The sequence below is a fragment of the Pseudomonas sp. GW458-11-26-14-LB4 genome (assembly GCF_059423925.1).
The window spans coordinates 1-25,237 of the sequence record NZ_JBWKYU010000008.1 but is presented as its reverse complement, the minus strand read 5'-3'; the positions used below and the strand labels follow the sequence as shown (position 1 = coordinate 25,237).

General features: G+C 62.8%; 22 protein-coding genes. 13 read left to right on the top strand and 9 right to left on the bottom strand.

Annotated elements, in window-relative coordinates; translation table 11 throughout:
- Nucleotides 1–155: 155 nt before the first annotated feature.
- The 3 genes from emhC to emhA are packed head-to-tail and all read right to left on the bottom strand — an operon-like array spanning nt 156 to nt 5,938.
- Nucleotides 156–1,616, bottom strand: a complete 1,461-nt coding sequence (gene emhC / locus AC07XZ_RS12345) for an efflux RND transporter outer membrane subunit EmhC (RefSeq protein WP_064382967.1) — start codon at nt 1,614–1,616, stop codon at nt 156–158.
- Nucleotides 1,613–4,777, bottom strand: a complete 3,165-nt coding sequence (gene emhB, locus AC07XZ_RS12340; protein ID WP_085748206.1) for an efflux RND transporter permease subunit EmhB — start codon at nt 4,775–4,777, stop codon at nt 1,613–1,615. The genes emhC and emhB overlap by 4 nt, the downstream gene beginning before the upstream one ends.
- Nucleotides 4,778–4,780: 3 nt before the next feature.
- On the bottom strand, nt 4,781–5,938 hold the full coding sequence (gene emhA / locus AC07XZ_RS12335; RefSeq protein ID WP_085748207.1) for an efflux RND transporter periplasmic adaptor subunit EmhA: 1,158 nt from the start codon (nt 5,936–5,938) through the stop codon (nt 4,781–4,783).
- A gap of 266 nt (nt 5,939–6,204) precedes the next feature.
- Here emhA and emhR point away from each other — a divergent pair, with 266 nt between their 5' ends.
- Nucleotides 6,205–6,837: an efflux system transcriptional repressor EmhR gene (gene emhR, locus AC07XZ_RS12330; RefSeq protein WP_007957850.1), complete on the top strand. Its 633-nt coding sequence runs from the start codon at nt 6,205–6,207 to the stop codon at nt 6,835–6,837.
- A gap of 249 nt (nt 6,838–7,086) precedes the next feature.
- On the opposite strand, the gene AC07XZ_RS12325 is transcribed toward emhR, so the two are convergent.
- From AC07XZ_RS12325 to AC07XZ_RS12315, 3 genes are read right to left on the bottom strand one after another with little or no spacing between them, the layout of a single operon-like run.
- Nucleotides 7,087–8,136: an alkene reductase gene (locus AC07XZ_RS12325; RefSeq protein ID WP_085605421.1), complete on the bottom strand. Its 1,050-nt coding sequence runs from the start codon at nt 8,134–8,136 to the stop codon at nt 7,087–7,089.
- A gap of 32 nt (nt 8,137–8,168) precedes the next feature.
- Nucleotides 8,169–9,332 (bottom strand): MFS transporter, encoded by a 1,164-nt coding sequence (locus AC07XZ_RS12320; RefSeq protein WP_011332833.1) that lies wholly within the window; start codon nt 9,330–9,332, stop codon nt 8,169–8,171.
- Between the two features lie 33 nt (nt 9,333–9,365).
- Nucleotides 9,366–9,668, bottom strand: coding sequence for an ArsR/SmtB family transcription factor (locus AC07XZ_RS12315; protein ID WP_007957866.1), 303 nt, complete (start codon nt 9,666–9,668; stop codon nt 9,366–9,368).
- Between the two features lie 171 nt (nt 9,669–9,839).
- Here AC07XZ_RS12315 and AC07XZ_RS12310 point away from each other — a divergent pair, with 171 nt between their 5' ends.
- Nucleotides 9,840–10,412, top strand: a complete 573-nt coding sequence (locus AC07XZ_RS12310; protein WP_064382979.1) for an acyl carrier protein phosphodiesterase — start codon at nt 9,840–9,842, stop codon at nt 10,410–10,412.
- Nucleotides 10,413–10,426: 14 nt separating this feature from the next.
- On the opposite strand, the gene AC07XZ_RS12305 is transcribed toward AC07XZ_RS12310, so the two are convergent.
- On the bottom strand, nt 10,427–11,221 hold the full coding sequence (locus AC07XZ_RS12305; protein ID WP_011332835.1) for a lysophospholipid acyltransferase family protein: 795 nt from the start codon (nt 11,219–11,221) through the stop codon (nt 10,427–10,429).
- On the bottom strand, nt 11,221–11,976 hold the full coding sequence (gene olsB / locus AC07XZ_RS12300) for an L-ornithine N(alpha)-acyltransferase (RefSeq protein ID WP_007957877.1): 756 nt from the start codon (nt 11,974–11,976) through the stop codon (nt 11,221–11,223). The genes AC07XZ_RS12305 and olsB overlap by 1 nt, the downstream gene beginning before the upstream one ends.
- 153 nt (nt 11,977–12,129) lie before the next feature.
- On the opposite strand from olsB, the gene AC07XZ_RS12295 reads away from it, so the two are divergent.
- The 9 genes from AC07XZ_RS12295 to AC07XZ_RS12255 all read left to right on the top strand — a co-directional run bounded on the left by AC07XZ_RS12295 (nt 12,130) and on the right by AC07XZ_RS12255 (nt 21,269).
- A complete protein-coding gene (locus AC07XZ_RS12295) occupies nt 12,130–13,035 on the top strand; it encodes an acyl-CoA dehydrogenase middle domain-containing protein (RefSeq protein WP_102686624.1) in 906 nt (301 codons plus the stop codon).
- Nucleotides 13,036–13,066: 31 nt separating this feature from the next.
- Nucleotides 13,067–14,146, top strand: coding sequence for a serine hydrolase domain-containing protein (locus AC07XZ_RS12290; protein WP_102686625.1), 1,080 nt, complete (start codon nt 13,067–13,069; stop codon nt 14,144–14,146).
- The gene (locus AC07XZ_RS12285) at nt 14,143–14,445 is read left to right on the top strand and encodes an amidase (protein WP_102686626.1); all 303 of its coding nucleotides are present in this window, start codon (nt 14,143–14,145) and stop codon (nt 14,443–14,445) included. The genes AC07XZ_RS12290 and AC07XZ_RS12285 overlap by 4 nt, the downstream gene beginning before the upstream one ends.
- Nucleotides 14,446–14,588: 143 nt before the next feature.
- A complete protein-coding gene (locus AC07XZ_RS12280; RefSeq protein WP_085748212.1) occupies nt 14,589–15,764 on the top strand; it encodes a M20 aminoacylase family protein in 1,176 nt (391 codons plus the stop codon).
- Nucleotides 15,765–15,843: 79 nt separating this feature from the next.
- Entirely contained in the window at nt 15,844–17,154 is a 1,311-nt protein-coding gene (locus tag AC07XZ_RS12275; RefSeq protein WP_102686627.1) for a citrate-proton symporter, read from the top strand.
- Nucleotides 17,151–18,608, top strand: a complete 1,458-nt coding sequence (locus AC07XZ_RS12270) for an amidase (RefSeq protein ID WP_102686628.1) — start codon at nt 17,151–17,153, stop codon at nt 18,606–18,608. Before AC07XZ_RS12275 ends, AC07XZ_RS12270 begins: the two co-directional genes overlap by 4 nt.
- A 59-nt stretch (nt 18,609–18,667) precedes the next feature.
- Nucleotides 18,668–19,438, top strand: a complete 771-nt coding sequence (locus AC07XZ_RS12265; RefSeq protein WP_085683240.1) for an IclR family transcriptional regulator — start codon at nt 18,668–18,670, stop codon at nt 19,436–19,438.
- Between the two features lie 81 nt (nt 19,439–19,519).
- Complete coding sequence (locus AC07XZ_RS12260; RefSeq protein WP_085605441.1) at nt 19,520–20,110, top strand: YceI family protein; 591 nt, start codon at nt 19,520–19,522, stop codon at nt 20,108–20,110.
- A 1-nt stretch (nt 20,111) separates the two neighbouring features.
- Nucleotides 20,112–21,269, top strand: coding sequence for a phospholipase D-like domain-containing protein (locus AC07XZ_RS12255; protein ID WP_102686629.1), 1,158 nt, complete (start codon nt 20,112–20,114; stop codon nt 21,267–21,269).
- A gap of 140 nt (nt 21,270–21,409) precedes the next feature.
- On the opposite strand, the gene bglX is transcribed toward AC07XZ_RS12255, so the two are convergent.
- Entirely contained in the window at nt 21,410–23,701 is a 2,292-nt protein-coding gene (gene bglX / locus AC07XZ_RS12250) for a beta-glucosidase BglX (protein ID WP_085748217.1), read from the bottom strand.
- A gap of 259 nt (nt 23,702–23,960) precedes the next feature.
- On the opposite strand from bglX, the gene AC07XZ_RS12245 reads away from it, so the two are divergent.
- Together AC07XZ_RS12245 and AC07XZ_RS12240 are read left to right on the top strand one after the other, a co-directional pair.
- Nucleotides 23,961–24,569, top strand: a complete 609-nt coding sequence (locus tag AC07XZ_RS12245) for a LemA family protein (RefSeq protein ID WP_064383000.1) — start codon at nt 23,961–23,963, stop codon at nt 24,567–24,569.
- A 13-nt stretch (nt 24,570–24,582) separates the two neighbouring features.
- Nucleotides 24,583–25,237 (top strand): TPM domain-containing protein (locus AC07XZ_RS12240; protein WP_102686630.1); only part of this gene is annotated, 655 nt, incomplete at its 3' end.

Here is a 25,237-nt window from a genome sequence, read left to right as displayed (position 1 = left end):
CGAACCTGTTGTTATTGGTTTTGTGGCTCGAATGGTGCGGGGCGCGGGCGAGGCGATTCAATCGGCGAAAGTGAAATTTGGGCGATTATCGAACGCAAGATTTGCGTTCAACAAAAAGCCCGCCAATCGGCGGGCTTTTTGTGTTCAGCGGATTATCAGAACAGCTTCATCTTCGGTGCTTCTTCCTTCAGCGGTTCGTTCTGCGCGGTCTGCGCATTCCAGCCACCGCCCAGGGCCTTGTACAGGTTGACCGCACTGGTCAGCTGCGCGAGGCGGTCGGTGATCAGCGATTGTTGCGCGCTGAACAGCTGACGCTGGGCATCGAGGAAGGTCAGGTTGCTGTCGACGCCGATGCGATAGCGACGCTCTGCCAGGCGGTAGTAATCCTGGTTCGCCTGAACGAAGTCCCGCTGGGCCTGCAACTGCTCGGTGTAGGTCTGGCGCGCGGCCAGGCCGTCGGCGACTTCCTGGAAGGCCGTTTGAATGGACTTTTCGTAGTTCGCCACGCCAATGTCCTTCTGGATCTTGGCGTAGTCGAGGCTGGCGCGCAGGCTGCCGGCGTTGAAGATCGGCAGGTTGATCTGCGGCTGGAACAGCCACGTGCCCGAACCGCCCTTGAACAGGCCGGACAGGTCCGGACTCAGGCTGCCCGCGTTGGCGGTCAGGCTGATGCTCGGGAAGAACGCTGCACGGGCCGCGCCGATGTTGGCGTTCGCGGCCTTCAGGTTGTACTCGGCCTGCAGGATGTCCGGACGACGTTGCAGCAGATCCGACGGCAGACCGGCCGGCACATCGGCCAGCAGGTCATCCGACAGCGGCTTGGCCGCTTGCAGGTTGGCCGGGATGCCGGTGCCGAGCAGCAGGGTCAGGCTGTTTTCGTCCTGGGCCACCTGGCGGGTATAACGCGCCAGTTGTGCCCGGGCGTTTTCGACCGAAGTGCGCGACTGCGCCAGGTCCAGCGCCGAAGCCACACCGACTTCGTTGCTGCGGCTGGTCAGCTTGTAGCTTTCCTCGAAGGCACCGAGGGTGTCCTGCGTCAGCTTGAGCAGTTCCTTGTCGGCCTGCCAGGTCAGGTAGGCATTGGCCACGCTGGCCACCAGGCTGATCTGGGTGCTGCGGCGCGCTTCTTCGGTGGCGAAGTATTGTTGCAGCGCTTGTTCGCTCAGGCTGCGAACCCGACCGAACAGGTCGAGTTCGTAGGCGCTGATGCCGACGGTGGCGGAGTAGGAGCTGGTGATGCTCGACTCGCCGGTCTGCGACGCACGGGCCGGAACCCGCTGACGGCTGCCGCTGGCATTGGCCGACACGGCCGGGAACAGGTCGGCGCGCTGGATGCGGTATTGAGCCGCATAGGCGTCGATGTTCAGCGCCGCGACGCGCAGGTCGCGGTTGTTTTCCAGGGCGACCTGGATCAGCTGCTGCAGGGCCGGGTCATGGAAAAACTGCTTCCAGCCCTGCTCGGCAGCGGCCTGCGCCGGCGCCTGGGCCGGCGAGTACGCCGGGCCCTGCGGGAATTGCGCGGCCACCGGTGCTTCCGGCTGCTGATAATCCGGTATCAGCGAGCAACCGCTCAGCACGAAGGCGGCGACTGCGATGGAGAGTAGCGACTTGCTCATTGGCCAGCCTCTTTAGGAGTTTCTATGGCGTCATCCTTGCCGGCGTTTTTGCGCTGACCCATGGACGACACAGTGACGAAGAACAGTGGAACCCAGAAAATCGCCAGGATCGTTGCGGTGAGCATACCGCCAATCACGCCGGTACCGATCGCGTGTTGACTGCCCGAGCCTGCGCCGGTGGAGATAGCCAACGGTACAACACCGAGGACGAAGGCCAGCGACGTCATGATGATCGGTCGCAGACGCATGCGGCAGGCTTCGATGGCCGCATCGCGCAGACTGCGTCCCTGCTCGTGCAATTCCTTGGCGAACTCGACGATCAGAATGGCGTTTTTAGCCGCCAGACCAATGGTCGTCAACAGACCCACCTGGAAGTACACGTCGTTCGACAGACCGCGCAGGCTGGTGGCCATCAGCGCACCGATGATCCCCAGCGGTACCACGAGCATGACCGCGATCGGAATCGACCAGCTTTCATACAGCGCCGCCAGACACAGGAACACCATCAGCAGGGACAGGGCGTACAGCGCCGGAGCCTGCGAGCCGGACAGGCGTTCTTCGTACGACAGACCGGTCCACGAGATACCCACGCCGGCCGGCAGTTTCTTGGCAATCGCCTCGACTTCGGCCATCGCTTCACCGGTGGAGTAACCCGGCGCCGGGGCACCGAGGATCTCGACCGCTTCAACGCCGTTGTAACGCGCCAGCTTCGGCGAACCGTAGATCCACTCGCCCTTGGCGAACGCGGAGAACGGAACCATGGTGCCGGAGGCGTTGCGCACGTACCACTTCTTCAGGTCTTCCGGGCTCATGCGCGAGTCTGGCCGGCCCTGCACGTACACCTTCTTCACCCGACCACGGTCGATGAAGTCGTTGACGTAGCTACTGCCCAATGCAATCGACAGGGTGTTGTTGATGTCGGAGATCGTAATGCCCAGGGCACTGGCCTTCTCGTCGTCGATTTCCAGCTGGAATTGCGGCTCGTCGTTCAGACCGTTCGGACGGACCTGGGTGAGCACCTTGCTCTGCGCGGCCATGCCGAGGAACTGGTTGCGTGCAGCCATCAACTTCTCGTGACCGATACCGGCGCGGTCCTGCAGGAACACGTCGAAACCGGTGGCGTTACCCAGCTCCAGTACTGCTGGCGGGGCGAAGGCGAACACCATCGCATCGCGGAAGCTGAAGAAGTGCTGCTGGGCGCGGGCGGCGAGTTTGAACACGCTGTTGTCGGCGTTACGTTCGTCCCACGGCTTGAGCATGATGAACGCCATGCCCGAGCTCTGGCCACGGCCGGCGAAGTTGAAGCCGGTCACGGTGAACACCGAGGCTACCGCGTCGCCTTCACCGCCATCCTTGGTCGGACGCAGCAGGAATTCACGCATTTCATCCACCACCACCTGAGTGCGCTGGGCACTGGAACCGGCTGGCGTCTGCACCTGGGCGAACAGAACGCCCTGGTCTTCTTCCGGCAGGAAAGCGGTCGGAATGCGGGTGAACAGCCAGATCATGCCGACCACGATCAGCAGGTACGCCAGCAGATACGGTGCCTTGCGCGACAGCATGTTGCCGACACCGCGCTCGTAGCTGTTGACGCCACGGTCGAAATTGCGGTTGAACCAGCCGAAGAAACCTTTTTTCGGCGTGCCGTGCTCACCGTGCGGAATCGCCTTGAGCATGGTGGCGCACAGCGCCGGGGTGAAGATCAGCGCGACCAGTACCGACAACGCCATGGCCGACACGATGGTGATCGAGAACTGCTTGTAGATCACACCGGTGGAGCCGCTGAAGAACGCCATCGGCAGCAATACCGCCGACAGTACCAAGGCAATACCGACCAGGGCGCCCTGGATCTGTCCCATGGATTTCTTGGTCGCTTCCTTCGGTGACAAGCCTTCTTCGCTCATCACCCGCTCGACGTTTTCCACCACGACGATGGCGTCGTCCACCAGCAAGCCGATGGCCAGCACCATACCGAACATGGTCAGGGTGTTGATGCTGAAACCGGCCGCCGCGAGGATGCCGAACGTACCGAGCAATACCACCGGCACGGTCATCGTGGTGATAACCGTGGCGCGGAAGTTCTGCAGGAACAGGAACATCACCAGGAACACCAGCGCAATCGCTTCGACCAGGGTGTGAACCACGCCTTTGATCGACTCGGTCACCACCGGGGTGGTGTCGTACGGGAACACCACTTCCATGCCTTGCGGGAAGAACGGCTTGAGGTCGTCAATCGTCTTGCGCAGTGCTTTTGCAGTGTCGAGGGCGTTGGCGCCGTTGGCCAGTTTCACCGCCAGACCGGAAGCCGGGCTGCCGTTGAACTGGGCGCTGATCGCATAGTTCTCGCCACCCAGGCCGACGTCGGCGACGTCTTTCAAGCGAACCTGCGAGCCGTCCTTGTTGACCTTGAGCAGAATCTCTTTGAACTGCTCGGCGGTCTGCAGACGGGTCTTGCCGATGATCGTGGCGTTCAGTTGCTGGCCCTGCACGGCAGGCAAGCCGCCGAGCTGACCGGACGACACCTGGACGTTCTGCGCCGCAATCGCGGTTTTCACGTCGACCGGGGTCAGGTTGAAGTTGTTCAACTTGGCCGGGTCGAGCCAGATGCGCATCGCGTACTGGGCACCGAAGACCTGGAAGTCACCGACACCGGCGGTCCGCGAGATCGGGTCCTGCATGTTCGACACGATGTAGTTGGACAGGTCGTCCTTGGTCATGCTGCCGTCACGCGACACCACGCCGATCACCAGCAGGAAGTTCTTCACTGCCTTGGTCACGCGGATACCCTGTTGCTGCACTTCCTGCGGCAGCAGCGGGGTGGCCAGGTTCAGCTTGTTCTGGACCTGGACCTGCGCGGTGTCGGAGTTGGTGCCCTGCTCGAAGGTCGCGGTGATGGTCATGCTGCCGTCGGAGTTACTTTCCGAGGACACATAACGCAGGTTGTCGATACCGTTGAGTTGCTGCTCGATCACTTGGACCACGGTGTCCTGAACCGTCTGTGCCGAAGCACCCGGGTAGGTCACGGAGATCGCAATGGCCGGTGGCGCAATGCTCGGGTACTGGTTGATCGGCAGTTTCAGGATCGAAAGTGCCCCGACCAGCATGATCACCAGGGCAATTACCCAGGCGAAAATCGGACGGTCGATGAAAAATTTTGACATGGATTACTCCCCTTTGCCGCCGGCGGCTTTGTCAGCTGCCTGTGCGGGGGCCGGGTTCTTGTTGCCGACATTGGTCGCTTCGGTCGGTTTGACCTCAACACCCGGTTTGACGAATTGCAGCCCTTCGGTGATCAGGCGATCGCCAGCCTTCAGGCCGTCTTCGATCAGCCACTGGCTGCCGACAGTGCGGCTGGCCTTGAGCTGGCGCAGTTCGACTTTGTTGTCCGGGCCGACGACCAGCGCGGTCGGGGTGCCTTTGAGGTCGCGGGTCACGCCTTGCTGCGGTGCGAGGATCGCGGCGCTGTTCACGCCGGCCTGCAACTGTGCGTGGACGAACATGCCCGGCAGCAGGGTGTGATCCGGGTTCGGGAACACCGCGCGCAGGGTCACGGAACCGGTGGTCTGATCGACCGACACTTCGGAGAATTCCAGCTTACCGTCGAGCTTGTACTGGCTGCCGTCTTCGAGGGTCAGCTTGACCGCAGCGGCGTTGTCGCCAGCCTTTTGCAGGCGGCCACTTTCCAGTTCGCGGCGCAGTTCCAGCAATTCGACCGAGGACTGGGTGACGTCGACGTAGATCGGGTCCAGTTGCTGGATCACGGCCATCGCGTCGGTCTGGCCGCTGCTGACCAGCGCGCCTTCGGTCACCGAAGAGCGGCCGATACGACCGGAGATCGGTGCGTAGACCTTGGTGTAGCGCACGTTGATCTGTGCGGTCTGCAACGACGCTTCCGATTGCAGGCGGTTGGCCACGGCGGTGTCGTATTCCTGACGGCTGACGGCCTGCTCGTCGACCAGTTGTTTGTAGCGGTCGGAGATCGACTTGGTCGAACGCAGGTTGGCTTCGGCGCTTTTCAGGGTCGCTTCATAGACCGACGGATCGATCTGATACAGCTGCTGGCCGGCTTTGACATCGCCGCCTTCCTTGAACAGACGCTTGAGAATGATGCCGTTGACCTGCGGACGAACTTCGGCGATGCGGAACGCACTGGTGCGGCCCGGCAGTTCGGAAGTCAGGGTAAAGGCTTGTGGTTGCAGGGTGACGACGCCGACCTGAGGAGGTGGTGCGGCGGGAGCCGCCTCTTCCTTTTTACATCCGCTGAGCAGCGATGCCAGGGCGACGGCAGTGACCAGAGCGGTAACAGCTGGCTTGAATTGCATGAAGATCCTCGGGTCAGGCGCGCGAAAAGCGCACAAGAAGTGTGGAAGGGTAAAAAAGGGTTACCGGGTGGATAAGTAGCTTGCTAAGGAATATACTTACGTTCATGGTTGTTTGTAAACACCTTGGCGTCGTATCCACCCTGTTACAAAAGTCGTCGCAAGGTCTGAAATTGTAGGCCGGGGAGCCGATCCGCGAGAGATCAACCCTTTTTTATTCAGCGGATATCCAGCCATCCCTGAAACATCCTGTTTGAGGTTTTACTGCCATGGTTCGTCGTACCAAAGAGGAAGCTCAGGAAACGCGCAGCCAGATTCTCGAAGCGGCCGAGAAGGCCTTCTATGAGCGGGGCGTGGCCCGCACGACCCTGTCGGACATCGCCACCCTGGCCGGGGTGACGCGCGGTGCCATCTACTGGCACTTCAGCAACAAGGCCGATTTGCTGCAAGCCATGCTCGATACCCTGCATGAGCCGCTGGACGAACTGGCCAAGGCCAGCGAAAGCGAAGACGAGCCCGATCCGCTGGGCTGCATGCGCAAATTGCTCATTCATTTGTTTCATCAAGTTGCGCTGGACCCGAAGACCCGGCGTATCAACGAAATTCTGTTTCATAAGTGCGAGTTCACCGATGAAATGTGCGATCTGCGCCAACAGCGCCGGACCGCCAGCCTCGATTGCAATGTGCGGATCGCGCTGACATTGAGTAATGCGGTCAATCGTGGGCAGTTGCCGGCAGACCTCGACACTGCCCGGGCAGCCATCAGCATTCACGCCTATATTGATGGCCTCCTTTATGGATGGCTATTGGCGCCAGACAGCTTCGAACTGTACGCCGAGGCCGAGCGCTGGGTCGATACCGGGCTGGACATGCTGCGCCTGAGCCCCAGCCTGCGCAAATGAAACAAAATTCGTTATTGGATCAGTTTGTGTCAATGACAGAGGAGGGTGAAGATCCCTGTTCACTCGCCCCGCTGCAACGGGATGCTTTTATATACCTCTGCGGCACGGGTTGATATGTAGCGAGCTACGTATTTTGTAGGGATTTTGTGTCGAGCCTGTGAACGAATGTGAGCGGCTCGCCCACCCGGCGACCAATAGAAAGCCCCCGACTCTCGCGAGTCGGGGGCTTTTGTGTTTCTGCGGTGCGGCTTACAGCGTCGGGTAGTCGAGGTAGCCGACCGCGCCTTTGCCGTAGAAAGTTTCCGGGTGCGGTTCGTTCAGCGGCGCATCCGCCTTCAAACGAGCCGGCAGGTCCGGGTTGGCAATGAACGGGATGCCGAATGCCACGGCGTCAGCCTTGCCCTCGGCCAGCCACGCGTTGGCGCTGTCCTTGGTGAAGCGTTCGTTGGCGATGTACGCGCCGCCGAAGGCTTCTTTCAGTTGTGGGCCGAGGCTGTCGGCACCTTCTTTCTCGCGGGAGCAGATGAAGGCGATGCCACGCTTGCCCAGCTCGCGGGCGACGTAGGTGAAGGTTTCGGCCAGGTTGTCGTCACCCATGTCGTGGGAGTCGGCGCGCGGTGCCAGGTGTACGCCGACACGGCCGGCGCCCCAGACTTCGATCGCGGCGTCGGTCACTTCCAGCAGCAGGCGGGCGCGGTTTTCCAGGGAGCCGCCGTAGATATCGGTGCGCTGGTTGGTGCTGCTTTGCAGGAACTGGTCGAGCAGGTAGCCGTTGGCGCCGTGGATTTCCACGCCGTCGAAACCGGCTGCCTTGGCGTTCTCTGCACCGACGCGGTAAGCGTCGACGATGTCGGCGATTTCAGCGGTTTCCAGTGCGCGCGGGGTTGGATAGTCGGCCAGCGGGCGAACCAGGCTGACATGGCCTTTTGGCTGGATGGCGCTCGGTGCAACCGGCGTTTCGCCGTTCAGGTACGACGGGTGGGAGATCCGGCCGACGTGCCACAGTTGCAGGACGATCTTGCCGCCGGCGGCGTGAACGGCTTTGGTCACGTTGGTCCAGCCGCGCACCTGATCGTTGGACCAGATGCCCGGGGTGTCCGGGTAGCCGACGCCCATCGGGGTCACCGAGGTGGCTTCGCTGAGGATCAGGCCGGCCGAGGCGCGCTGTACGTAGTACTCGGCCATCAGCGCGTTGGGTACGCGGCCTTCGTCGGCGCGGCAGCGGGTCAGCGGCGCCATGATGATGCGGTTGGACAGCTCAAGGTCGCCCAGTTTGATCGGATCGAAAATTGTTGCCATGAGATACAACCCTCGTGAGGTAAGTGAGTGAATCAGTTAGCGGTGGCCAGCTCGGGATTGCCGTTCTGGCGGAATGTGATCAGGGTTACCAGCAGTGCCAGGACCGCGAGTGCTGCGGCAGCAAGAGGCACGCTGGTCAGGCCGTAGCCGTGGGCGATGACGCTGCCGCCGACCCAGGCGCCGAGGGCGTTGCCGACGTTGAAGGCGCCGATGTTCAGGGTCGACACCAGGTTCGGTGCGGCCTGGCCGTAGGTCACGACGTTCACTTGCAGGGCCGGTACGGCGGCGAAGCACGCGGTGGCCCAGAGGAACAGGGTGATTTCGGTCGGGATCAGCGCGATGCTGGTCCAGGTCAGGACGGTGGAGGTCACGGCCATGGCGATGAACACGCCGATCAGCGTCGCGGCCAGGCCCTTGTCAGCCAGTTTGCCGCCGATGATGTTGCCGACGGTCAGGCCCAGGCCGATGAGCATCAGAGTCCAGGTCACGCCACGGGGCGAGACACCGGTGACATCACCCAACAGCGGAGCGACGTAAGTGAACAGGGTGAACACCGAGGCGGCGAACAGCGCGGTCATGCTCAGCGACAGCCAGATACCGGCGCCTTTGAGCGCGGCCAGTTCGGCGCGCATGTCGAGTTTTTCTTCGTCACGCTTGGCCGGCAGGAAGCGGATCAGGCCGATCAGCGCGATCACACCGATCACGGTCACTGCCCAGAAGGTCGAGCGCCAGCCGGCTTCCTGACCGAGCGCAGTGCCCAGCGGTACGCCCAGCACGTTGGCCAGGGTCAGGCCGGTGAACATCAGGGCCACGGCCGAGGCGCGTTTGTTCGGCGCCACCAGGTTAGCCGCGACCACCGAACCGATGCCGAAGAACGCACCGTGGCAGAGGGCTGTAACGACACGGGCGAACATCAGCACGTTGTAATCAGTGGCGATGGCGCAGAGCAGGTTGCCGATAATGAAGATGCCCATCAGCGTAACCAGTGCAGCCTTGCGCGGCAGTTTTGCAGTGGCCATTGCCATGAACGGTGCACCAATCGCCACGCCCAGGGCGTAGCCGGTCACCAGCCAGCCGGCGCCGGGGATCGACACACCGAGGTCGGCCGCCACATTGGGCAGCAGGCCCATGATGACGAACTCGGTGGTGCCGATGGCGAAGGCGCTCAAGGCGAGTATGAGTAGCGAGAGGGGCATCGTTTGATCCTTTTGGCTGGCTGACGTTAAGGGTCAGAGCTCTTTGCTGAGGGTGCTGAGGAACGCCTGGATCACGTCCTCGTTGCGTTTGAAAAAGTGCCACTGGCCAGCTTTCTGGCTGCTGATCAGCCCGGCCCGTTGCAGGGTGGCCAGGTGGGCGGAAACGGTCGATTGCGACAGGCCGCAACGTTGATCGATCTGCCCGGCGCAGATGCCGTACTCGTGGTTGTGGATCTGTTCCGGAAACTGGGCTTTCGGGTCTTTCAGCCAGTTGAGGATGTCTCGCCGTACTGGGTGTGCCAGGGCTTTTATTATTTCGTCGAGGTCAATGTTCATGGCTGGGTGCTCGTGATGTGTGTAGCGCTATATCGCGATGAGGCGAACTTTATATCGGTACTTCGCGATACACCAATATGAATTTGATCTGACGACCGCATAAATCGGTATATCGGGTTATAACGATATGTGAGGTGTAAACAACCGCGGGCGCGGTGCTAAGCTGCGCCCATGAACTATCTCGCACATTTACACCTCGGTGGCCAGCGCCCCGGTCAACTGCTCGGCAGTCTGTATGGCGATTTCGTCAAAGGGCGGCTGCAAGGGCAGTTCGACCCGGAGATCGAGGCGGCGATTGCCCTGCATCGTCAGATCGACGTGTTCACTGATCGCCATCCATTGGTGGACGCGTCACTGGCGCGGTTTTCCACGACCCGTCGCCGTTACGCGGGCATCGTCCTCGACGTGTTTTTCGATCATTGCCTGGCCCGCGACTGGACGCAGTACGCCGACCGGCCGCTCGGTCAATTCACCACCGACGTCTACCGCGTGCTGTCCAGCGAGCGGCAATTGCCCGAGCGCCTGGCGAGGATCGCCCCGCACATGGTGGCCAATGACTGGTTGGGCTCGTATCAGGAGTTCGAAGTGCTGGAGCAGGTGTTGCGCGGGATCTCCCGGCGCCTGACCCGGCCGGAAGAACTGGCGGGGGCAATGGAGGAATTGCGCCGGTTGTACGAACCGTTGAGCGAGGACTTTCGTTTGTTCTACCCACAGCTGCAGGACTTTGCCGGCCGGCAGCTGTAGGCAGGCTTCGCCGATCAGGCCGCGATCAGATCGCGGGCGTGTTGCGCTTCGACCGGTTTGAGCACATCGCCGAACAAGGCTTTTTGCACAGCTTGTTGCGCCTCGAACGCCAGCGCCGCGCGTTCCCGGCCTTGGCAGGCAATCGGCTTGAGCAGATGGATTTCGACATCGCCGCAGTCATTGCTGAACAGACGCATCAGGTGCGACAGCAGATCATCGTCACCAATGAACGGCGCCAGCGAATCGATCTTGCCCTCGCGTAGGTAACGGATCGCCACCGGTTGCAGCTTCACCTCGGAATCGATTGCCGCCGACAGCAGGCGACCATGAAAGGTACGCAGCGAACGGCCGTCGGTGGTGGTGCCTTCCGGGAACATCAGCAGCGGATGATCGGTTTGCAGGTGACGGGTCATCTGCTTGCGGATCAACTGGCTGTCGCCCGAACCGCGACGGATGAACAGGCTGCCGGCCTTCGCCGCCAGCCAACCGGCCACCGGCCAGGTGCGCACTTCGGCCTTGGACAGAAACGACAGCGGCGTGAGCATGCCGAGCAGCGGAATGTCGGTCCACGACACATGGTTGCTGACCCACAGCATCGGCTGTTTCGGCAGCTCACCATGCACGGTCACGCGAAAGGGCAGGGCATTGCTCAAACGCGCCATGAAAAACCGCGACCAGCGCTGCCGACGCTCCATCGAATGAGCCAGCCCCAGACGCTCGAACACCCCGAAAACACTGGCCATGCTCAAGCCCAGCGTCACCACCAGCAGCACTCGCGCGATCCGCGCGTACACCCGCAGCCGGCTCATTACACAGCCGCCTTGAAGTGCTTGGCGTAGCGCGGGCAGAGTTCGTCGCGCTTGAGCAGGATGAACACGTCGGCGACCTGGAAATCTTCGTCCCAGCACGGCTCGCCGCAGATCTTCGCGCCAAGACGCATGTAGGCCTTGAGCAGCGGCGGCATTTCGGCGATCACGTTCGACGGAATGTCGAGGCTCGGCAGCGGATTCTTCGGTTCGGCGCGCAGGTGTTCGGTGCACAGATAACGCTCGCGCAGGCGCTGCATGATCGCGTGGGCCTGCACGCCGCCGTCCTGCATCGGGATGCTCGCGCAGCCCATCAGATAGCTGTAGCCCCCCTGATTCAGCACTTCGGCCAGTTCGCCCCAAAGCACGGCGATGGTGCCGCCGTTGCGGTAGGCCGGGTCGACGCAGGTGCGACCGATTTCCAGGATCGGACCTTGCAGGCCGGCGAGGCCGTGCAGGCTGAATTCTTCTTCGCTGTAGAACTTGCCCAGGCTGCTGGCGGCGGTGTGATCGAGCAAACGGGTGGTCGCCACCAGGCGGCCGGTGTTCAGGTCACGCACGCCGATGTGGCTGCAGTGAACATCATAGTCATCCATGTCCAGACCCAGCTCCGCGCCATTCAGCTTGGCGTTGAACTCGCCGCTGAACACGTTGAAGCGCAAGGCCTGGGCTTGCTGCAAGGCCTCGGCGCCGATCAGGCGTTCGGCTTGCAGGCGGCGTTCATTGCCGGTGTCGCTGATGCGGGCGATCTGAGTCATGTGAATCTCCGTACGGGCCTTGAACCCGTCATGGGTTGCAGCCGATCGACTTTCTTTATGCAGCCGTGTTGTGCAAAGTCAGGCTATGTAGCCCCGGTGTCATCGCCATGAATGTTTGGTGATGCTTATATGACAGCCCACGAGGAGCCTCTGATGACCTGGTCGACCCTGCTTGAATGCCGCGAACGCCTGCCCGCCGTTGCCGATCTGGCGGAGGGCTTCGCCACGTTGCTGCAGCAACTGGGAAGCGTGACGCCGTTCGAACTGGCGGTGGCGGGAGGGCGGCGGATGGCGACGCCGGGGCTGGCGTTTCTGGTGGGTTATCAAGCGGCGCTGCGGATGCTCTGGCCGAGCGCGCCGCCAAGCCTCGGCGCGTTGTGTGCGACCGAGCAGCGCAGCCTGCGCCCGGCAGACATGCAGACCCGGCTCACGGATCTGCGCCTCACCGGGCAGAAGGATTTCGTCACCGCCGGCGATGCGGCGGACTGGCTGCTGATCGCCGCGCGCAGTGAGCAACCCGACGAATCACCGCGCCTGAGTCTGGCGGTGGTGTACCCCGGCGAGCCCGGCGTGCGGGTGGAAAAGCTCCCGGCGCTGCCGTTGATGCCGGACATCAGCCATGGCCGGCTGCATCTCGACGATGCGTTGTGTGAGTTGCTCGCCGGGGATGGTTGGGATGCCTACGTCAAACCGTTCCGCACCCTTGAAGACGTTTACGTGTTGAGTGCAATGACCGCGTGGTTGTACGGCGTCGGTCAGGACAGCGGCTGGCCGCAGCCGCTGCAATTGCGTTTGCTGGCGCTGTTGGCCGGATGTTCGGAAGTCAGTCGCCAGCCGCCGAACAATCCGGCGGGGCATTTGTTGCTCGGCGGTTTGTTTGCGCAATTCGACGGGCTCAAACCTGAAGTCGATCAGGCACTGCGTGACGGCAATCCTGAGTGGGCGACGATGTGGCAGCGCGATCAATCGGTCATGCAACTGGCGGCTGGCGCGCGGGCCAAACGACTGGCCAAGGCGTTGGCGGCTAACCAAAACACTTCTGTCATGAATCCCGGCTAGTCTTGTCAGGTTCATCTCCAGAGCCCTCACCATGTTCAAAGGCCTGTACCTGTTTCTGCTGCTGATCAGCTTCACGGTTCAGGCCGAACAATGGCCGGGCGAGCAGTGGCCGACCGGTCCGAAACTCACTGGCCCGGCCGTCGATGCATTGGAGGCCTATGCCTTCCCGACCCGCGATGACAACAGCCGCCAAGGCATCCGCACCGACGCCTTGCTGGTGATCCGCGACGGCCAGGTCATCTACGAACGCTACGCCGCCGCGACCACCGCCGACACCCCCCACCTGACCTGGTCGATCAGCAAAAGCCTGATGGCCTCGGTGCTCGGCGTGGCGTACGGCGAAGGCCTGTTCAAGCTCGATGACCCGGCGGCCACGTTCTACCCGGCGCTGGAAAAACATCCGGCCATCACCCTCAAGGATCTGCTGCACTGGGCCTCGGGTATCGACTGGCAGGAAGACTACGAATACGCCCCGCTGAAATCCTCGGTGGTGGCGATGCTCTACACCCGTGGCCACCGCGACATGGCCGCCTTCACCGCCGATCACGACAGCTACGCGCCAGCGGGGCAGGCGTTCCGCTATTCCAGCGGCGACAGCAATCTGTTGGCGGCGGCGCTGAAAACCATCGTCGGTCCGCAGCGTTATCCCGACTATCCGTGGACAGCGCTTTTCGATCCTTTGGGCATCCGCCATGCCACATGGGAAACCGACGCGACGGGCACCTTCGTCGCCTCTTCATACGCCTATATGACGGCCCGGGATCTGGCGCGAATCGGCCTGCTGATGGAACGGGACGGACGCTGGAACGACCGGCAGTTGCTGCCCAAAGACTGGGTCGCCTTCAACCGACAACCCTTCGCCGGCTACAAGGCCCATCAGGACGAAGCCGTGCCCGGCGGCCAGTGGTGGCTCAATCGCCCGGCAGACGGCGCGCCGTCGCCATGGCCCGACGCACCGCCCGACACCTTCGCCGCCCTCGGCCATTGGGGCCAGGCGCTGTACGTGATCCCGAGCGAAAAACTGGTGATCGTGCGCTACGCCGATGACCGCGATGGCAGCTATCGCCACAACGAATTGCTCAAGCGTGTGCTCGGGGCGGTGCGGCCATGAAACTGTTCAGACGCATCCTGCTGGTGCTGTTGGTCCTGCTGCTGGGTTGGGGCTGGCACGAGCGCGAAAACCTGTGGGCCTTCCCGGACATCATCAGCGCCTACACCGCCAAGGAATATTGTTCGTGCCGTTACGTCATGAACAACGACGCCGAATATTGCCGGGGCTACGTGACGCAGTGGCTGCCCAGCGAACTGACCGATGACCGCACGCAAAAACTAGTCACCGCCAGCGGGCTGGGACGCAGCAACAGCGCCCGGTGGCAAGGCGAACGCCAGGGCTGTCGCCTGCAACCCTGATCCGGTTCCACCCTGTGGAACCACATTCGATTGTCCTCTCGCGTGTCTCGCGGTTATCTGGCGGTGAGCACGACCTGCCGTTCACGTGTCGTGAAACAACACCGAACAACAAGACCGGGAACACCCGCGCGAGGAGAACCGTCATGCCCCGACATCAGCACATTCTGGCCTGGCTTAACGACGTGGCCAGCGACCTGCACGCCACCCGCCAGGACATTCACGCCCACCCTGAACTCGGTTTCGAAGAAAGCCGCACCTCGGCGCTGGTCGCCCGCTCGCTCGAAGAGTGGGGTTATGAAGTCCACACCGGCGTCGGCAAGACCGGCGTGGTCGGCGTGCTGCGCAACGGCAGCAGCACACGCAAACTCGGGCTGCGGGCCGACATGGATGCGCTGCCGATCATCGAGAACACCGGCGTCGCCTACAGCAGCCGTCATCAAGGCTGCATGCACGCCTGCGGGCATGACGGGCACACCGCGATGTTGCTTGGTGCGGCGCGTTATCTGGCCGCGACCCGCCAGTTCGACGGCACCCTGACGCTGATTTTTCAGCCCGCCGAAGAGGGGCAAGGCGGGGCCGAAGCGATGCTCGCCGATGGCCTGCTCGAGCGTTTTCCGTGCGACGCGCTGTTCGGCATGCACAACATGCCGGGCTTGCCGGCGGGGCATCTGGGCTTTCGCGAAGGGCCGATGATGGCTTCGCAGGACTTGCTCACGGTGACCATCGAAGGCGTCGGCGGCCACGGCTCGATGCCGCATCTGGCGGTGGATCCGTTGGTCGCTGCGGCCAGTGTGGTGATGGCTTTGCAAACCGTGGTCGCGCGCAACATCGACGCGCAGCAGGCAGCGGTGGTAACGGTCGGCGCATTGCAGGCCGGCGAAGCGGCGAACGTGATTCCGCAACAGGCGATCCTGCGCCTGAGCTTGCGTGCGCTGAATGCCGAGGTTCGCGAACAGACCCTGAACCGCGTGCGCTCGATCATCGAGTCCCAGGCCGAGAGCTTCGGCTGCACTTCAACCATCGAACACCGACCGGCCTACCCGGTGCTGGTCAACCACGCCGCCGAAACCGAGTTTGCCCGTCAGGTCGGCGTCGAACTGGTCGGCGCCGACGCCGTCGATGGCAACACCCCCAAACTGATGGGCAGCGAAGATTTCGCCTGGATGCTCCAGCGCTGCCCCGGCGCCTACCTGTTCATCGGCAACGGCGTGGCGCGGCCGATGGTGCATAACCCGGCCTACGACTTCAACGACGACATCCTGCTGACCGGCGCGGCGTATTGGGGCGCGCTCACCGAGAGCTGGCTCAAGCCGGCCTGATTTCTTCACTTTTTGCTGCCGCTGGAACGCAGGTGCGCACGCGCCTGCGTGGTCAACCCACAGCTTCTGGAGAATCCCCATGCAGCCTTCAAACTCTGGCGTTTCGCGCACCCGGCAAGTGGTCGCCGCCGTCATCGGCAACGCCCTGGAATGGTACGACTTCATCGTTTATGGCTTTCTGGCGAGCATCATCGCCCGCCAGTTTTTCCCGTCCGACGACGACTACGCCTCGCTGCTGATGGCGCTGGCGACTTTCGGCGTCGGCTTTTTCATGCGCCCGGTGGGCGGCATCCTGCTCGGCATCTACTCCGACCGCAAAGGGCGCAAGGCGGCGATGCAGATGATCATCCGCCTGATGACCGTGTCCATCGCCCTGATCGCGTTCGCGCCGAACCACGCCGCCATCGGCATGGGCGCGCCGTTGCTGATCGTGGTGGCGCGGATGCTTCAGGGTTTTGCCACGGGCGGTGAATACGCCAGCGCCACGGCGTTTCTGGTGGAGAGCGCGCCGGCCCATCGCAAGGGCTTGTACGGATCGTGGCAACTGGTCGGGCAATGCCTGGCGGTGTTCAGCGGCGCGGCGATGGTGGCGCTGGTCACGCACCTGTTTTCCCCCGAAGCGCTGGACAGCTGGGGCTGGCGGATTCCGTTTGTGCTCGGCCTGTTGATCGGCCCGGTGGGCCTGTGGATTCGCAAGCACATGGAAGAGCCGGAAGAGTTTCTCGAAGCGCGCAAGAAAGCCAAAGGCGCCGCTCCGGGCCTGTGGCAGGTGCTGCGCGAACATCGCCGCAGCCTGTTGGTGTCGATGGGCCTGGCATGCGGGGCGACGGTGTCGTTCTACGTGGTGCTGGTGAACATGCCGACCTTCGCCCACAAAAATCTCGGTCTGCCGCTGGATCAGGTGTTGCTGGTGCAGATGCTTGCGGTGGGGTTGATGACCGTGGTGATTCCGTTCTCCGGCGCCCTGTCGGATCGCCTCGGTCGGCGGCCGGTGCTTATGGCCTTCACCCTGGCGTTTTTCGTCATGGTCTATCCGCTTTACGTGTGGGTTGCGGCGGCGCCTTCGATCGAGCGTTTGCTGGTGATGCAACTGCTGCTGTGCACGGCGATTGGCGGATTCTTCGGCCCGGCCCCGACCGCATTGGCTGAGCAGTTCCCGATTGAAGTGCGCTCCACCGGCGTGTCCGTGGCCTACAACGTGGCGGTGATGGTGTTCGGTGGTTTCGCGCCGCTGATCGTCACCTGGCTGAGTAAAGTTCTGAACACCCCGATGGCGCCGTCGTTCTATGTCTTGTTCGCTTGCCTGCTGACCCTGCTCGGTACTTACTGTTTGCAGGAGGCACCACGCGCAAAGAAATCCGTTGCGCTCAACCTGGGAGTGAAACCGTGAGTCCGTTAGCCATTGATCCGATTGTCGCCCTCGACGCCGATGCGCTGTCCCGGGCGATCCATGCCCGCAAGGTGTCGTGCCGCGAGGTGATGCAGGCGTATCTGACGCACATTGATCGCTTCAATCCGGCGGTCAACGCGCTTGTGTCGTTGCGCCCGCAGGATGTGCTGCTGAGCGAGGCCGATGAATGCGACCGGCAACTGGATCGCGGTGAGTCCCGGGGCTGGATGCACGGCATGCCCCAGGCCATCAAAGACCTGGCGGCCACCGCCGGATTGCGCACGACCCTCGGCTCGCCGCTGTTCGCCGAGCAAGTGCCGCAGCACGATGCGATCAGCGTGGCGCGGGTGCGCGCCTGCGGCGCGATCATCATCGGCAAAAGCAACGTACCGGAATTCGGCCTCGGCTCGCAGACCTACAACAGCGTGTTCGGCACCACCACCAACGCCTACGATCCGGGCCTGATCGCCGGCGGCAGCAGCGGCGGAGCGGCGGTGGCGCTGGCCCTGCGTCTGCTGCCGGTGGCGGACGGCAGCGACATGATGGGCTCGCTGCGCAATCCGGCGGCGTTCAACAACGTGTTCGGCTTCCGCCCGTCCCAGGGCCGCGTGCCCCATGGGCCGATGCCGGAAGTGTTCGTCCAGCAACTGGCCACCGAAGGGCCGATGGGGCGCACGGTCACCGACGTCGCGCGGTTGCTCTCGACCCAGGCCGGCTACGATCCGCGCGTGCCGCTGTCGCTGGCTGATGAACCACGGGATTTCGGACTGGTTCTGCAACAGGACTGCAGCGGTCTGCGCCTCGGCTGGCTCGGCGATTACAACGGCTATCTGCCGATGGACGACGGCGTGTTGAGCCTGTGCGAATCGGCGCTGGCGGATTTCAGTGCGCTGGGCTGTCAGGTCGAGGCCTGCCAGCCGGACTTCTCCATGGAACGCCTGTGGCAGACCTGGCTCACCCACCGGCATTTTCTGGTGCAGGGCAGCCTCGGCGCGGCCTATGCCGACCCGCAAAAACGGGCGCTGCTCAAACCCGAAGCGCAATGGGAAATCGAGGGCGGTCTGCGTCTGACCGCTGCCGAGGTCTATCAGGCGTCGGTGGCACGCAGCGAGTGGTATCGCGCGTTGAGCGAGTTGTTCGAACGTTACGATTTCCTGCTGTTGCCCACCGCCCAGGTGTTCCCTTTTGATGCACAGCAGCCGTGGCCGCGAGTCGTCGGCGGGCAAACCATGGACGCCTATCACCGCTGGATGGAGGTGGTGATCGGCCCGACTCTGGCGGGGTTGCCGAGCATCAGCGTGCCGGTGGGTTTCAACCCGGCAGGGCTGCCGATGGGCCTGCAAATCATCGGCCCGGCCCAGGCGGATCGGGCGGTGCTACAACTGGCCTACGCCCATGAACAGCTGACCCGCTGGGTCGAACGGCGACCGCCGGCATGCCTGCAATCGGCCTGAGCGGCCCGCATCTTGCTGCACGAAGTGATCTTTCATCCGTATCCATGGAGGTCGAACACATGGGCAGCAAGGCAGACACCGGCAGCGTGCGCTCGGTCGAACGGGCGCTGGCCATCGTCGAGTTGCTCGGCGAGCATCAGGCGCTGGGGCTGGAGGAATTGCACTACCTGACGACTCTGCCCAAGGCCACGGTGTCGCGGATGCTCGCGACCTTGCAGGAGCAGGGCTGGATCTATCGCGGCCTCAGCGACCGTCGCTACCGGTTGTGCGCCAAACGGCTGTTCGGTGATCGTCAGCAACGCTTCAAACGCCATCTGGTGGAAAGCGCCGCGCCGATGCTGCTGGAGCTCAGCGAGCGCACCGGGCTGGTGGCGGATCTGTCGTGCTTCGACGGCGAGCGGGTCGAAGTGATGGAAAGTGCGATTCCGCAGGTGCTGCGCAAACGCTATCCAACCAACTGCCAGATCGTCGGCCATCACGCCAGCCTGTTCCATTCGGCGATGGGCCGCGCGTGTCTTGGTGAACTCGACAGCCAGGACGTTAAGCGTCTGGCCGAACGAGAACAACTGGCGGATGACGGTGTGTTGCAGGCCACCGAACAAGCCTTGCATCAGGGCTTCGGCCAGCGCACCGAAGGTTATTGGGAATACCCGGTGCGTCTGCCGTTCCTGATTCGCGCGGTGGCCTTGCCGATCCGTGCCCAAGGGCGGCTGGTCGGCAGCATGGCGCTGCACTGGCCAATGGATCAGGCGCCGGTGGAGCGGGTGCTGAGCCTGCACCTCAACAGCCTCGCGTCGACCATCGGCGAGGTGCAGCAGGCATTGGCCTGAGTGTTTGCAGAGACTGACAGTTTGCAATAACGCCAAGGCCAGTTAAGGTTCGTGCAGGTTTATCGGCCCCACGAGTCTTCAATGTTCAACCGTTCTCTGTGCAACGCCTTCGCCGGCCTGCTGCTGGGCGCCGCTGCGCTGCCGGCCCAGGCCAACTGGTATCTGGACGGCGAGTCGTCGCGGCTGTCGTTCGTCAGCACGAAAAACGCCAACGTGTCCGAAGTGCAGCGCTTTCTGGTACTGCACGGCAAGGTCGATCCCGATGGCCGCGCCGTGGTCGAAGTCGAACTGGATTCGATCAACAGCGGCATCCCGCTGCGCGACGAGCGCATGCGCAAGGAGCTGTTCCAGATCGAGCAATTCCCCGAGGCGACCATCACCACCCAGATCGACCTGCGCCCGATCAACGATCTGGCCCCCGGTGCACAGCTTGAATTGCGCCTGCCGCTGACCGTCAACCTGCACGGCAAACAGCACGAATACCCCGCCGAACTGCTTGCCACGCGTCTCGATGACCGACGCTTTCAAGTGGTGACGCTGGAGCCGCTGGTGATCAGCGCCGAGGATTTCGATCTGCTGCCGGGCCTGGAAAGCCTGCGCAACATGGCCGGCCTGTCGGCCATCAGTCTGTCGGTGCCGGTGGGTGCGGTGCTGATCTTCACGGCGCGCTGACATGCGCGGCGCGGTGTTTCCGTGGCGTGATGGCAACCGCTTCGAGCTGTTGATCGACGGCCCGCAATTCTTCCCGCGCATGCTCGACGAGATCGCCCGCGCCCGCGAGCAGATCGAACTGGAGCTGTATCTGGTGGAGGCCGGTGCCTGTGCCGAAACCATCGTGCAGGCGTTGGTACTGGCGGCGGAGCGGGGCGTGCGGGTGCGCTGCCTGTTCGACGATTACGGCAGCCTCGCGTTCACCCTCACGTTGCGCCGGCGGCTGACCGGGGCCGGGGTCGAGCTGCGTTTTTACAACCGGCTGAACTGGCGGCGCTGGGTCGGCAATTTCTATCGCGATCATCGCAAGCTGTTGCTGGTCGACCAGCGTCTGGCGGTGGTCGGCGGCACCGGGGTCACCGATGAGTTCTGGACGCCGGGCCACGAGACCAGCGAATGGCACGAGGTCATGGTGGAAATCACCGGCCCGCTGGTGCTCGACTGGCAGTTGCTGTTCGACCGCCAATGGATCGCCAACCGCCATCGCCGGGCTTGGCGGCCCAACGCGCATTTCGGCTTGCCACGGCTACCGCGTGTGCCGGACACGGGCGAGGGCATGGGCCGCGTGGCCTACGCCGACGCCCGTCAGCATCGCGACATTCTGCAATCGTTGTTCCGTGCACTGAACAGCGGCCAGCAGCGGATCTGGCTGGCGACGCCGTATTTCCTGCCAACCTGGAAAATCCGCCGCTCCCTGCGCAAGGCTGCCGCCCGAGGTCTCGACGTGCGCCTGCTGCTGACCGGGCCGCGCACCGATCATCCGTCGGTGCGCTATGCGGGGCATCGCTACTACCCGCGCCTGCTCAAGGCCGGGGTGAAAATCTACGAGTACCAGCCGTGTTTCCTGCACCTGAAAATGGTGCTGGTGGACGATTGGGTCAGCATCGGCTCATGCAATTTCGATCACTGGAATCTGCGCTTCAACCTTGAGGCGAATCTGGAAGCGCTGGACCCGTCATTGACGGCAGCGGTGGCGGCGAGTTTCGAGAAGGACTTCGGCCTGAGTCAGCAGGTGAGTCTGGAGGAATGGCGGAAACGGCCACTGTGGCGGCGGGTGAAGCAGCGGATCTGGGGCTGGGTGGATCGGGTGGTGGTCAATCTCCTGGATCGTCGCGGCTAGTCGCAGCTTTCATACCTTTAGAAGGACCTGTGGGAGCTGGCTTGCCAGCGATAAGGCCGGCACGTTCAACATCTTCGTTGACTGTGCGTCCGCCATCGCTGGCAAGCCAGCTCCCACAAATTTTTGCAGTGTGAAAACTGTTACAGCAACTCAAAGCTCTGCTGCGTCACGTCCTGGGAATCCAGGCCGATCTGCACGTTGAACTTGCCAGGCTCGGCCGCGTACTTGAGCTGGGCGTTGTAGAACTTCAGGTCATCTTCGGTGATGGTGAAGTGCACGACTTTCTGCTCGCCGGCCTTGAGCATGATTTTCTGGAAGTTCTTCAGCTCCTTGACCGGACGGATCATCGATCCGGTGACGTCCTGGATGTACAGCTGCACCACGGTTTCGCCGTCGCGCTTGCCGGTGTTCTTGACCATGACACTGGCGTCGAGCTTGCCGGTGGCGTTCAGGGTGGTCGAGGACAGCGCCATGTCGCTCAGGCTGAAGTCGGTGTAGCTCAGGCCGTAACCGAACGGGAACAGGGGACCTGTGGTGTCATCGAAATACTGCGAGGTGTAGTTGCCCGGTTTGCCCGGCGTGAACGGCCGGCCAATGCTCAGATGGTTATAGTAAGTCGGGATCTGGCCCACGGAGCGCGGGAAGGTCACCGGCAGTTTGCCCGACGGGTTGTAGTCGCCGAACAGCACGTCGGCAATGGCGTTGCCGCCCTCGGTGCCGCTGAACCAGGTTTCCAGAATCGCGTCAGCCTGTTCTTTCTCTTCGAGGATGGTCAGCGGACGGCCGTTCATCAGCACCAGCACCAACGGCTTGCCGGTGGCTTTCAGGGCGCGGATCAGCTCGCGCTGGTTTTCCGGGATGTTCAGGTCGGTACGGCTCGACGATTCGTGGGACATGCCACGGGACTCGCCCACGGCTGCAACCACAATGTCGGCGTCCTTGGCGGCTTTCACCGCTTCGTCGATCAGCACGTTGGCCGGACGCGGGTCATCGACCACTTCCGGGGCGTCGAAGTTGAGGAAGTTCAGGTAGTCGAGAACCTTCTTGTCGCTGGTGATGTTGGCGCCACGGGCGTAGATCAGGTTCGCCTTGTCGCCGATCACATTGCTCATGCCGTCGAACAGGGTCACCGATTGCGCCGGACGACCGGCGGCAGCCCAACTGCCCATCATGTCGATCGGGGCCTTGGCCAGCGGGCCGACCAGCGCGACTTTCGCGGTTTTCTTCAGCGGCAGGGTTTCGTTCTGGTTTTTCAGCAATACCAGGCTGCGACGCGCCACTTCACGGGCGTCGGCGCGGTGCAGACGGCTGTCGGCGTAGGTGTCGGCCGGATCGTCTTCAGCCTTGCCGATGCGCAGGTACGGGTCCTTGAACAGGCCCATGTCGTACTTGGCAGCGAGCACTTCACGCACCGCGTTGTCGATGTCCTTCTGTTCGATCTCGCCGGACTTGAGCAGCCCCGGCAGCTCTTTGCCGTACAGGGTGTCGTTCATGCTCATGTCGATGCCGGCCTTGATCGCCAGCTTCGCCGCTTCACGACCGTCGCGGGCCACGCCGTGCTTGATCAGTTCGAAGATCGCGCCGTGGTCGCTGACTGCCAGGCCCTTGAAGCCCCAATCCTTGCGCAGCAGGTCGTTCATCAGCCAGGTATTGGCGGTGGCCGGGATGCCGTTGACCGAGTTCAACGCCACCATCACGCCGCCGGCGCCGGCATCGATCGCGGCGCGGTACGGCGGCAGGTAGTCCTGGTACATCTTCACCGGGCTCATGTCGACGGTGTTGTAGTCGCGACCGCCCTCGACCGCGCCGTACAGGGCGAAGTGCTTGACGCTGGCCATGATGCTGTCGGCCGCGCTCGGGGTCTCGCCCTGATAGGCCTTGACCATGACTTTGGCGATGCGCGAGGTCAGGTAGGTGTCTTCACCGAAACCTTCGGAGCTGCGGCCCCAGCGCGGGTCGCGGGAGATGTCGACCATCGGCGCGAAGGTGATGTCGAGGCTGTCGGCGGCGGCTTCTTTGGCTGCTACGCGCCCGGACTGACCGATGGCGTCCATGTCCCAGCTCGAGGCCAGGGCCAGCGGAATCGGGAAAATCGTACGGTGACCGTGGATCACGTCGTACGCGAAAAACATCGGAATCTTCAGGCGGCTGCGCATGGCAGCGTCCTGCATCGGGCGGTTTTCCGGGCGGGTGATCGAGTTGAAGGTGCCGCCGATGTTGCCGGCGGCGATCTCTTTGCGGATCAGCTCGCGGGGCATTTCCGGGCCGATGCTGATCAGGCGCAACTGGCCGATCTTCTCGTCGAGGGTCATTTGTTTCATCAGGTTACTGATGAACGCATCCTTGTTTTCCAGGGGTACCGGGGTCGTGGCGGCCAGTACTTGATGACTGGCCAGGCTGACGAACAGGCCCAGCAAACACAGCTTCTTCATGAATAGTTTTCTCAAGGGCGCAAACGGCGTTACAACGCCGGCCAGCCAAAATTTAGGGAGCGACTATTGTTGTTCGGGTGTTGACGCAAAAAACGACGCCGAATAAACGCTGCCGGATCGAGCAGCGTGATCGCGCAGGGCCTCTTTTTAGCCCATCGGCCCGCCGCAATCCAGTGGCGCGGGCGATTATGCCCCAAGAGCCGACCGAGAAGGTTTCGCGCTCGTATTTTCATGAAATGTGCAAGGGAGCACCCGTCCGATGAATGTCAGTCCTGTCTACCGCTCGCGTTTGCAGGTCGCCACCTTGCTGGTGCTGGCCACGTTGTTGACCGCTTGCGGCATCAACAACATCCCGACCCTCGACGAACAGGCCAAGGCTGCCTGGGGCCAGGTGCAGAACCAGTACCAGCGCCGCGCCGACCTGATCCCCAATCTGGTAGAAACCGTGAAGGGCTATGCCAAACACGAGGAAGCAACCCTGACTGCGGTGATCGAGGCCCGGGCCAAGGCGACGTCAATCCAGGTCGATGCCAGCACCCTCGACAACCCGGAAAAACTCAAGCAGTTCCAGCAGGCCCAGGATCAACTGACCGGCGCCTTGAGCCGCTTGATGGTGGTGTCCGAACGTTATCCGGACCTGAAGGCCAACCAGAACTTCCTCGCCCTGCAATCGCAGCTTGAGGGCACGGAAAACCGCATCGCCGTGGCCCGCCGGGATTTCATTCTGGCGGTGCAGAAATACAACACCGAGATCCGCACCTTTCCCGGTCGTCTGTGGCACAGCGTGATGTACAGCGACCTGCCGATCCGCGAAACCTTCGAAGCCACCAGCCCCGGCGCGGACAAGGCCCCGGAAGTGAAGTTCTGAGCCGGGGATGCCCATGCGTGTGTTGAAGATGGGCCTGGTGCTGATGCTGTGGCTGTTCACCGTCAGCGCCCGGGCCGAAATGACCTTTCCGGCGCTGACCGGGCGGGTGGTGGACGACGCGCAGATGATCGAGCCGTCGGTACGGGCGCAACTGAGCCAGCAGTTGCAGGCCCACGAACAGGCAACCGGTGAGCAGTTGGTGGTCGTGACGTTGCCGAACCTGCAAGGCGCCACTATTGAGGACTACGGCGTCGAGCTCGGCCGGCACTGGGGCATCGGCCAGAAGGACAAGAACAACGGTGCCCTGTTGATCGTCGCCCGGGACGAGCGCAAATTGCGCATCGAAGTCGGCTACGGGCTGGAGGATCGCCTGACCGATGCCCAGAGTTCGGTGATCATTCATCAGGTGATCACACCGTCGTTCAAGGCCGGCAACTTCAGCAAGGGCATCAGCGACGGCGTGGCGGCGATGCTGGTGGTGCTGGGCGGCAATCCGCTGGACGAACCTTCCACGGTGTATGAATCGGCTGGCGATCCCGCGGATGATTTTGTCTCGCGGCATCCGGCGTTGTTCGTATTTCTGGTGATGTTGTTCATCCTGACTGTTTTTGTCTGCCAGATGCTCGGTATCCTTCCCGCCGGCCGGGGCGGCTCCGGAGGAGGGGGCG

Bases quoted from the DNA above. Each gene is read 5' to 3' on its own strand.
- AC07XZ_RS12310 (WP_064382979.1), top strand. From the start codon at position 9,840: ATGAACTATCTCGCACATTTACACCTCGGTGGCCAGCGCCCCGGTCAA.
- emhC (WP_064382967.1), bottom strand. From the start codon at position 1,616: ATGAGCAAGTCGCTACTCTCCATCGCAGTCGCCGCCTTCGTGCTGAGC.
- AC07XZ_RS12290 (WP_102686625.1), top strand. From the start codon at position 13,067: ATGTTCAAAGGCCTGTACCTGTTTCTGCTGCTGATCAGCTTCACGGTT.
- AC07XZ_RS12260 (WP_085605441.1), top strand. From the start codon at position 19,520: ATGTTCAACCGTTCTCTGTGCAACGCCTTCGCCGGCCTGCTGCTGGGC.
- AC07XZ_RS12320 (WP_011332833.1), bottom strand. From the start codon at position 9,332: ATGCCCCTCTCGCTACTCATACTCGCCTTGAGCGCCTTCGCCATCGGC.
- emhA (WP_085748207.1), bottom strand. From the start codon at position 5,938: ATGCAATTCAAGCCAGCTGTTACCGCTCTGGTCACTGCCGTCGCCCTG.
- AC07XZ_RS12315 (WP_007957866.1), bottom strand. From the start codon at position 9,668: ATGAACATTGACCTCGACGAAATAATAAAAGCCCTGGCACACCCAGTA.
- emhR (WP_007957850.1), top strand. From the start codon at position 6,205: ATGGTTCGTCGTACCAAAGAGGAAGCTCAGGAAACGCGCAGCCAGATT.
- AC07XZ_RS12305 (WP_011332835.1), bottom strand. From the start codon at position 11,221: ATGAGCCGGCTGCGGGTGTACGCGCGGATCGCGCGAGTGCTGCTGGTG.
- AC07XZ_RS12255 (WP_102686629.1), top strand. From the start codon at position 20,112: ATGCGCGGCGCGGTGTTTCCGTGGCGTGATGGCAACCGCTTCGAGCTG.
- AC07XZ_RS12275 (WP_102686627.1), top strand. From the start codon at position 15,844: ATGCAGCCTTCAAACTCTGGCGTTTCGCGCACCCGGCAAGTGGTCGCC.
- AC07XZ_RS12325 (WP_085605421.1), bottom strand. From the start codon at position 8,136: ATGGCAACAATTTTCGATCCGATCAAACTGGGCGACCTTGAGCTGTCC.
- bglX (WP_085748217.1), bottom strand. From the start codon at position 23,701: ATGAAGAAGCTGTGTTTGCTGGGCCTGTTCGTCAGCCTGGCCAGTCAT.
- AC07XZ_RS12245 (WP_064383000.1), top strand. From the start codon at position 23,961: ATGAATGTCAGTCCTGTCTACCGCTCGCGTTTGCAGGTCGCCACCTTG.
- AC07XZ_RS12280 (WP_085748212.1), top strand. From the start codon at position 14,589: ATGCCCCGACATCAGCACATTCTGGCCTGGCTTAACGACGTGGCCAGC.
- AC07XZ_RS12295 (WP_102686624.1), top strand. From the start codon at position 12,130: ATGACCTGGTCGACCCTGCTTGAATGCCGCGAACGCCTGCCCGCCGTT.
- emhB (WP_085748206.1), bottom strand. From the start codon at position 4,777: ATGTCAAAATTTTTCATCGACCGTCCGATTTTCGCCTGGGTAATTGCC.
- AC07XZ_RS12265 (WP_085683240.1), top strand. From the start codon at position 18,668: ATGGGCAGCAAGGCAGACACCGGCAGCGTGCGCTCGGTCGAACGGGCG.
- AC07XZ_RS12285 (WP_102686626.1), top strand. From the start codon at position 14,143: ATGAAACTGTTCAGACGCATCCTGCTGGTGCTGTTGGTCCTGCTGCTG.
- olsB (WP_007957877.1), bottom strand. From the start codon at position 11,976: ATGACTCAGATCGCCCGCATCAGCGACACCGGCAATGAACGCCGCCTG.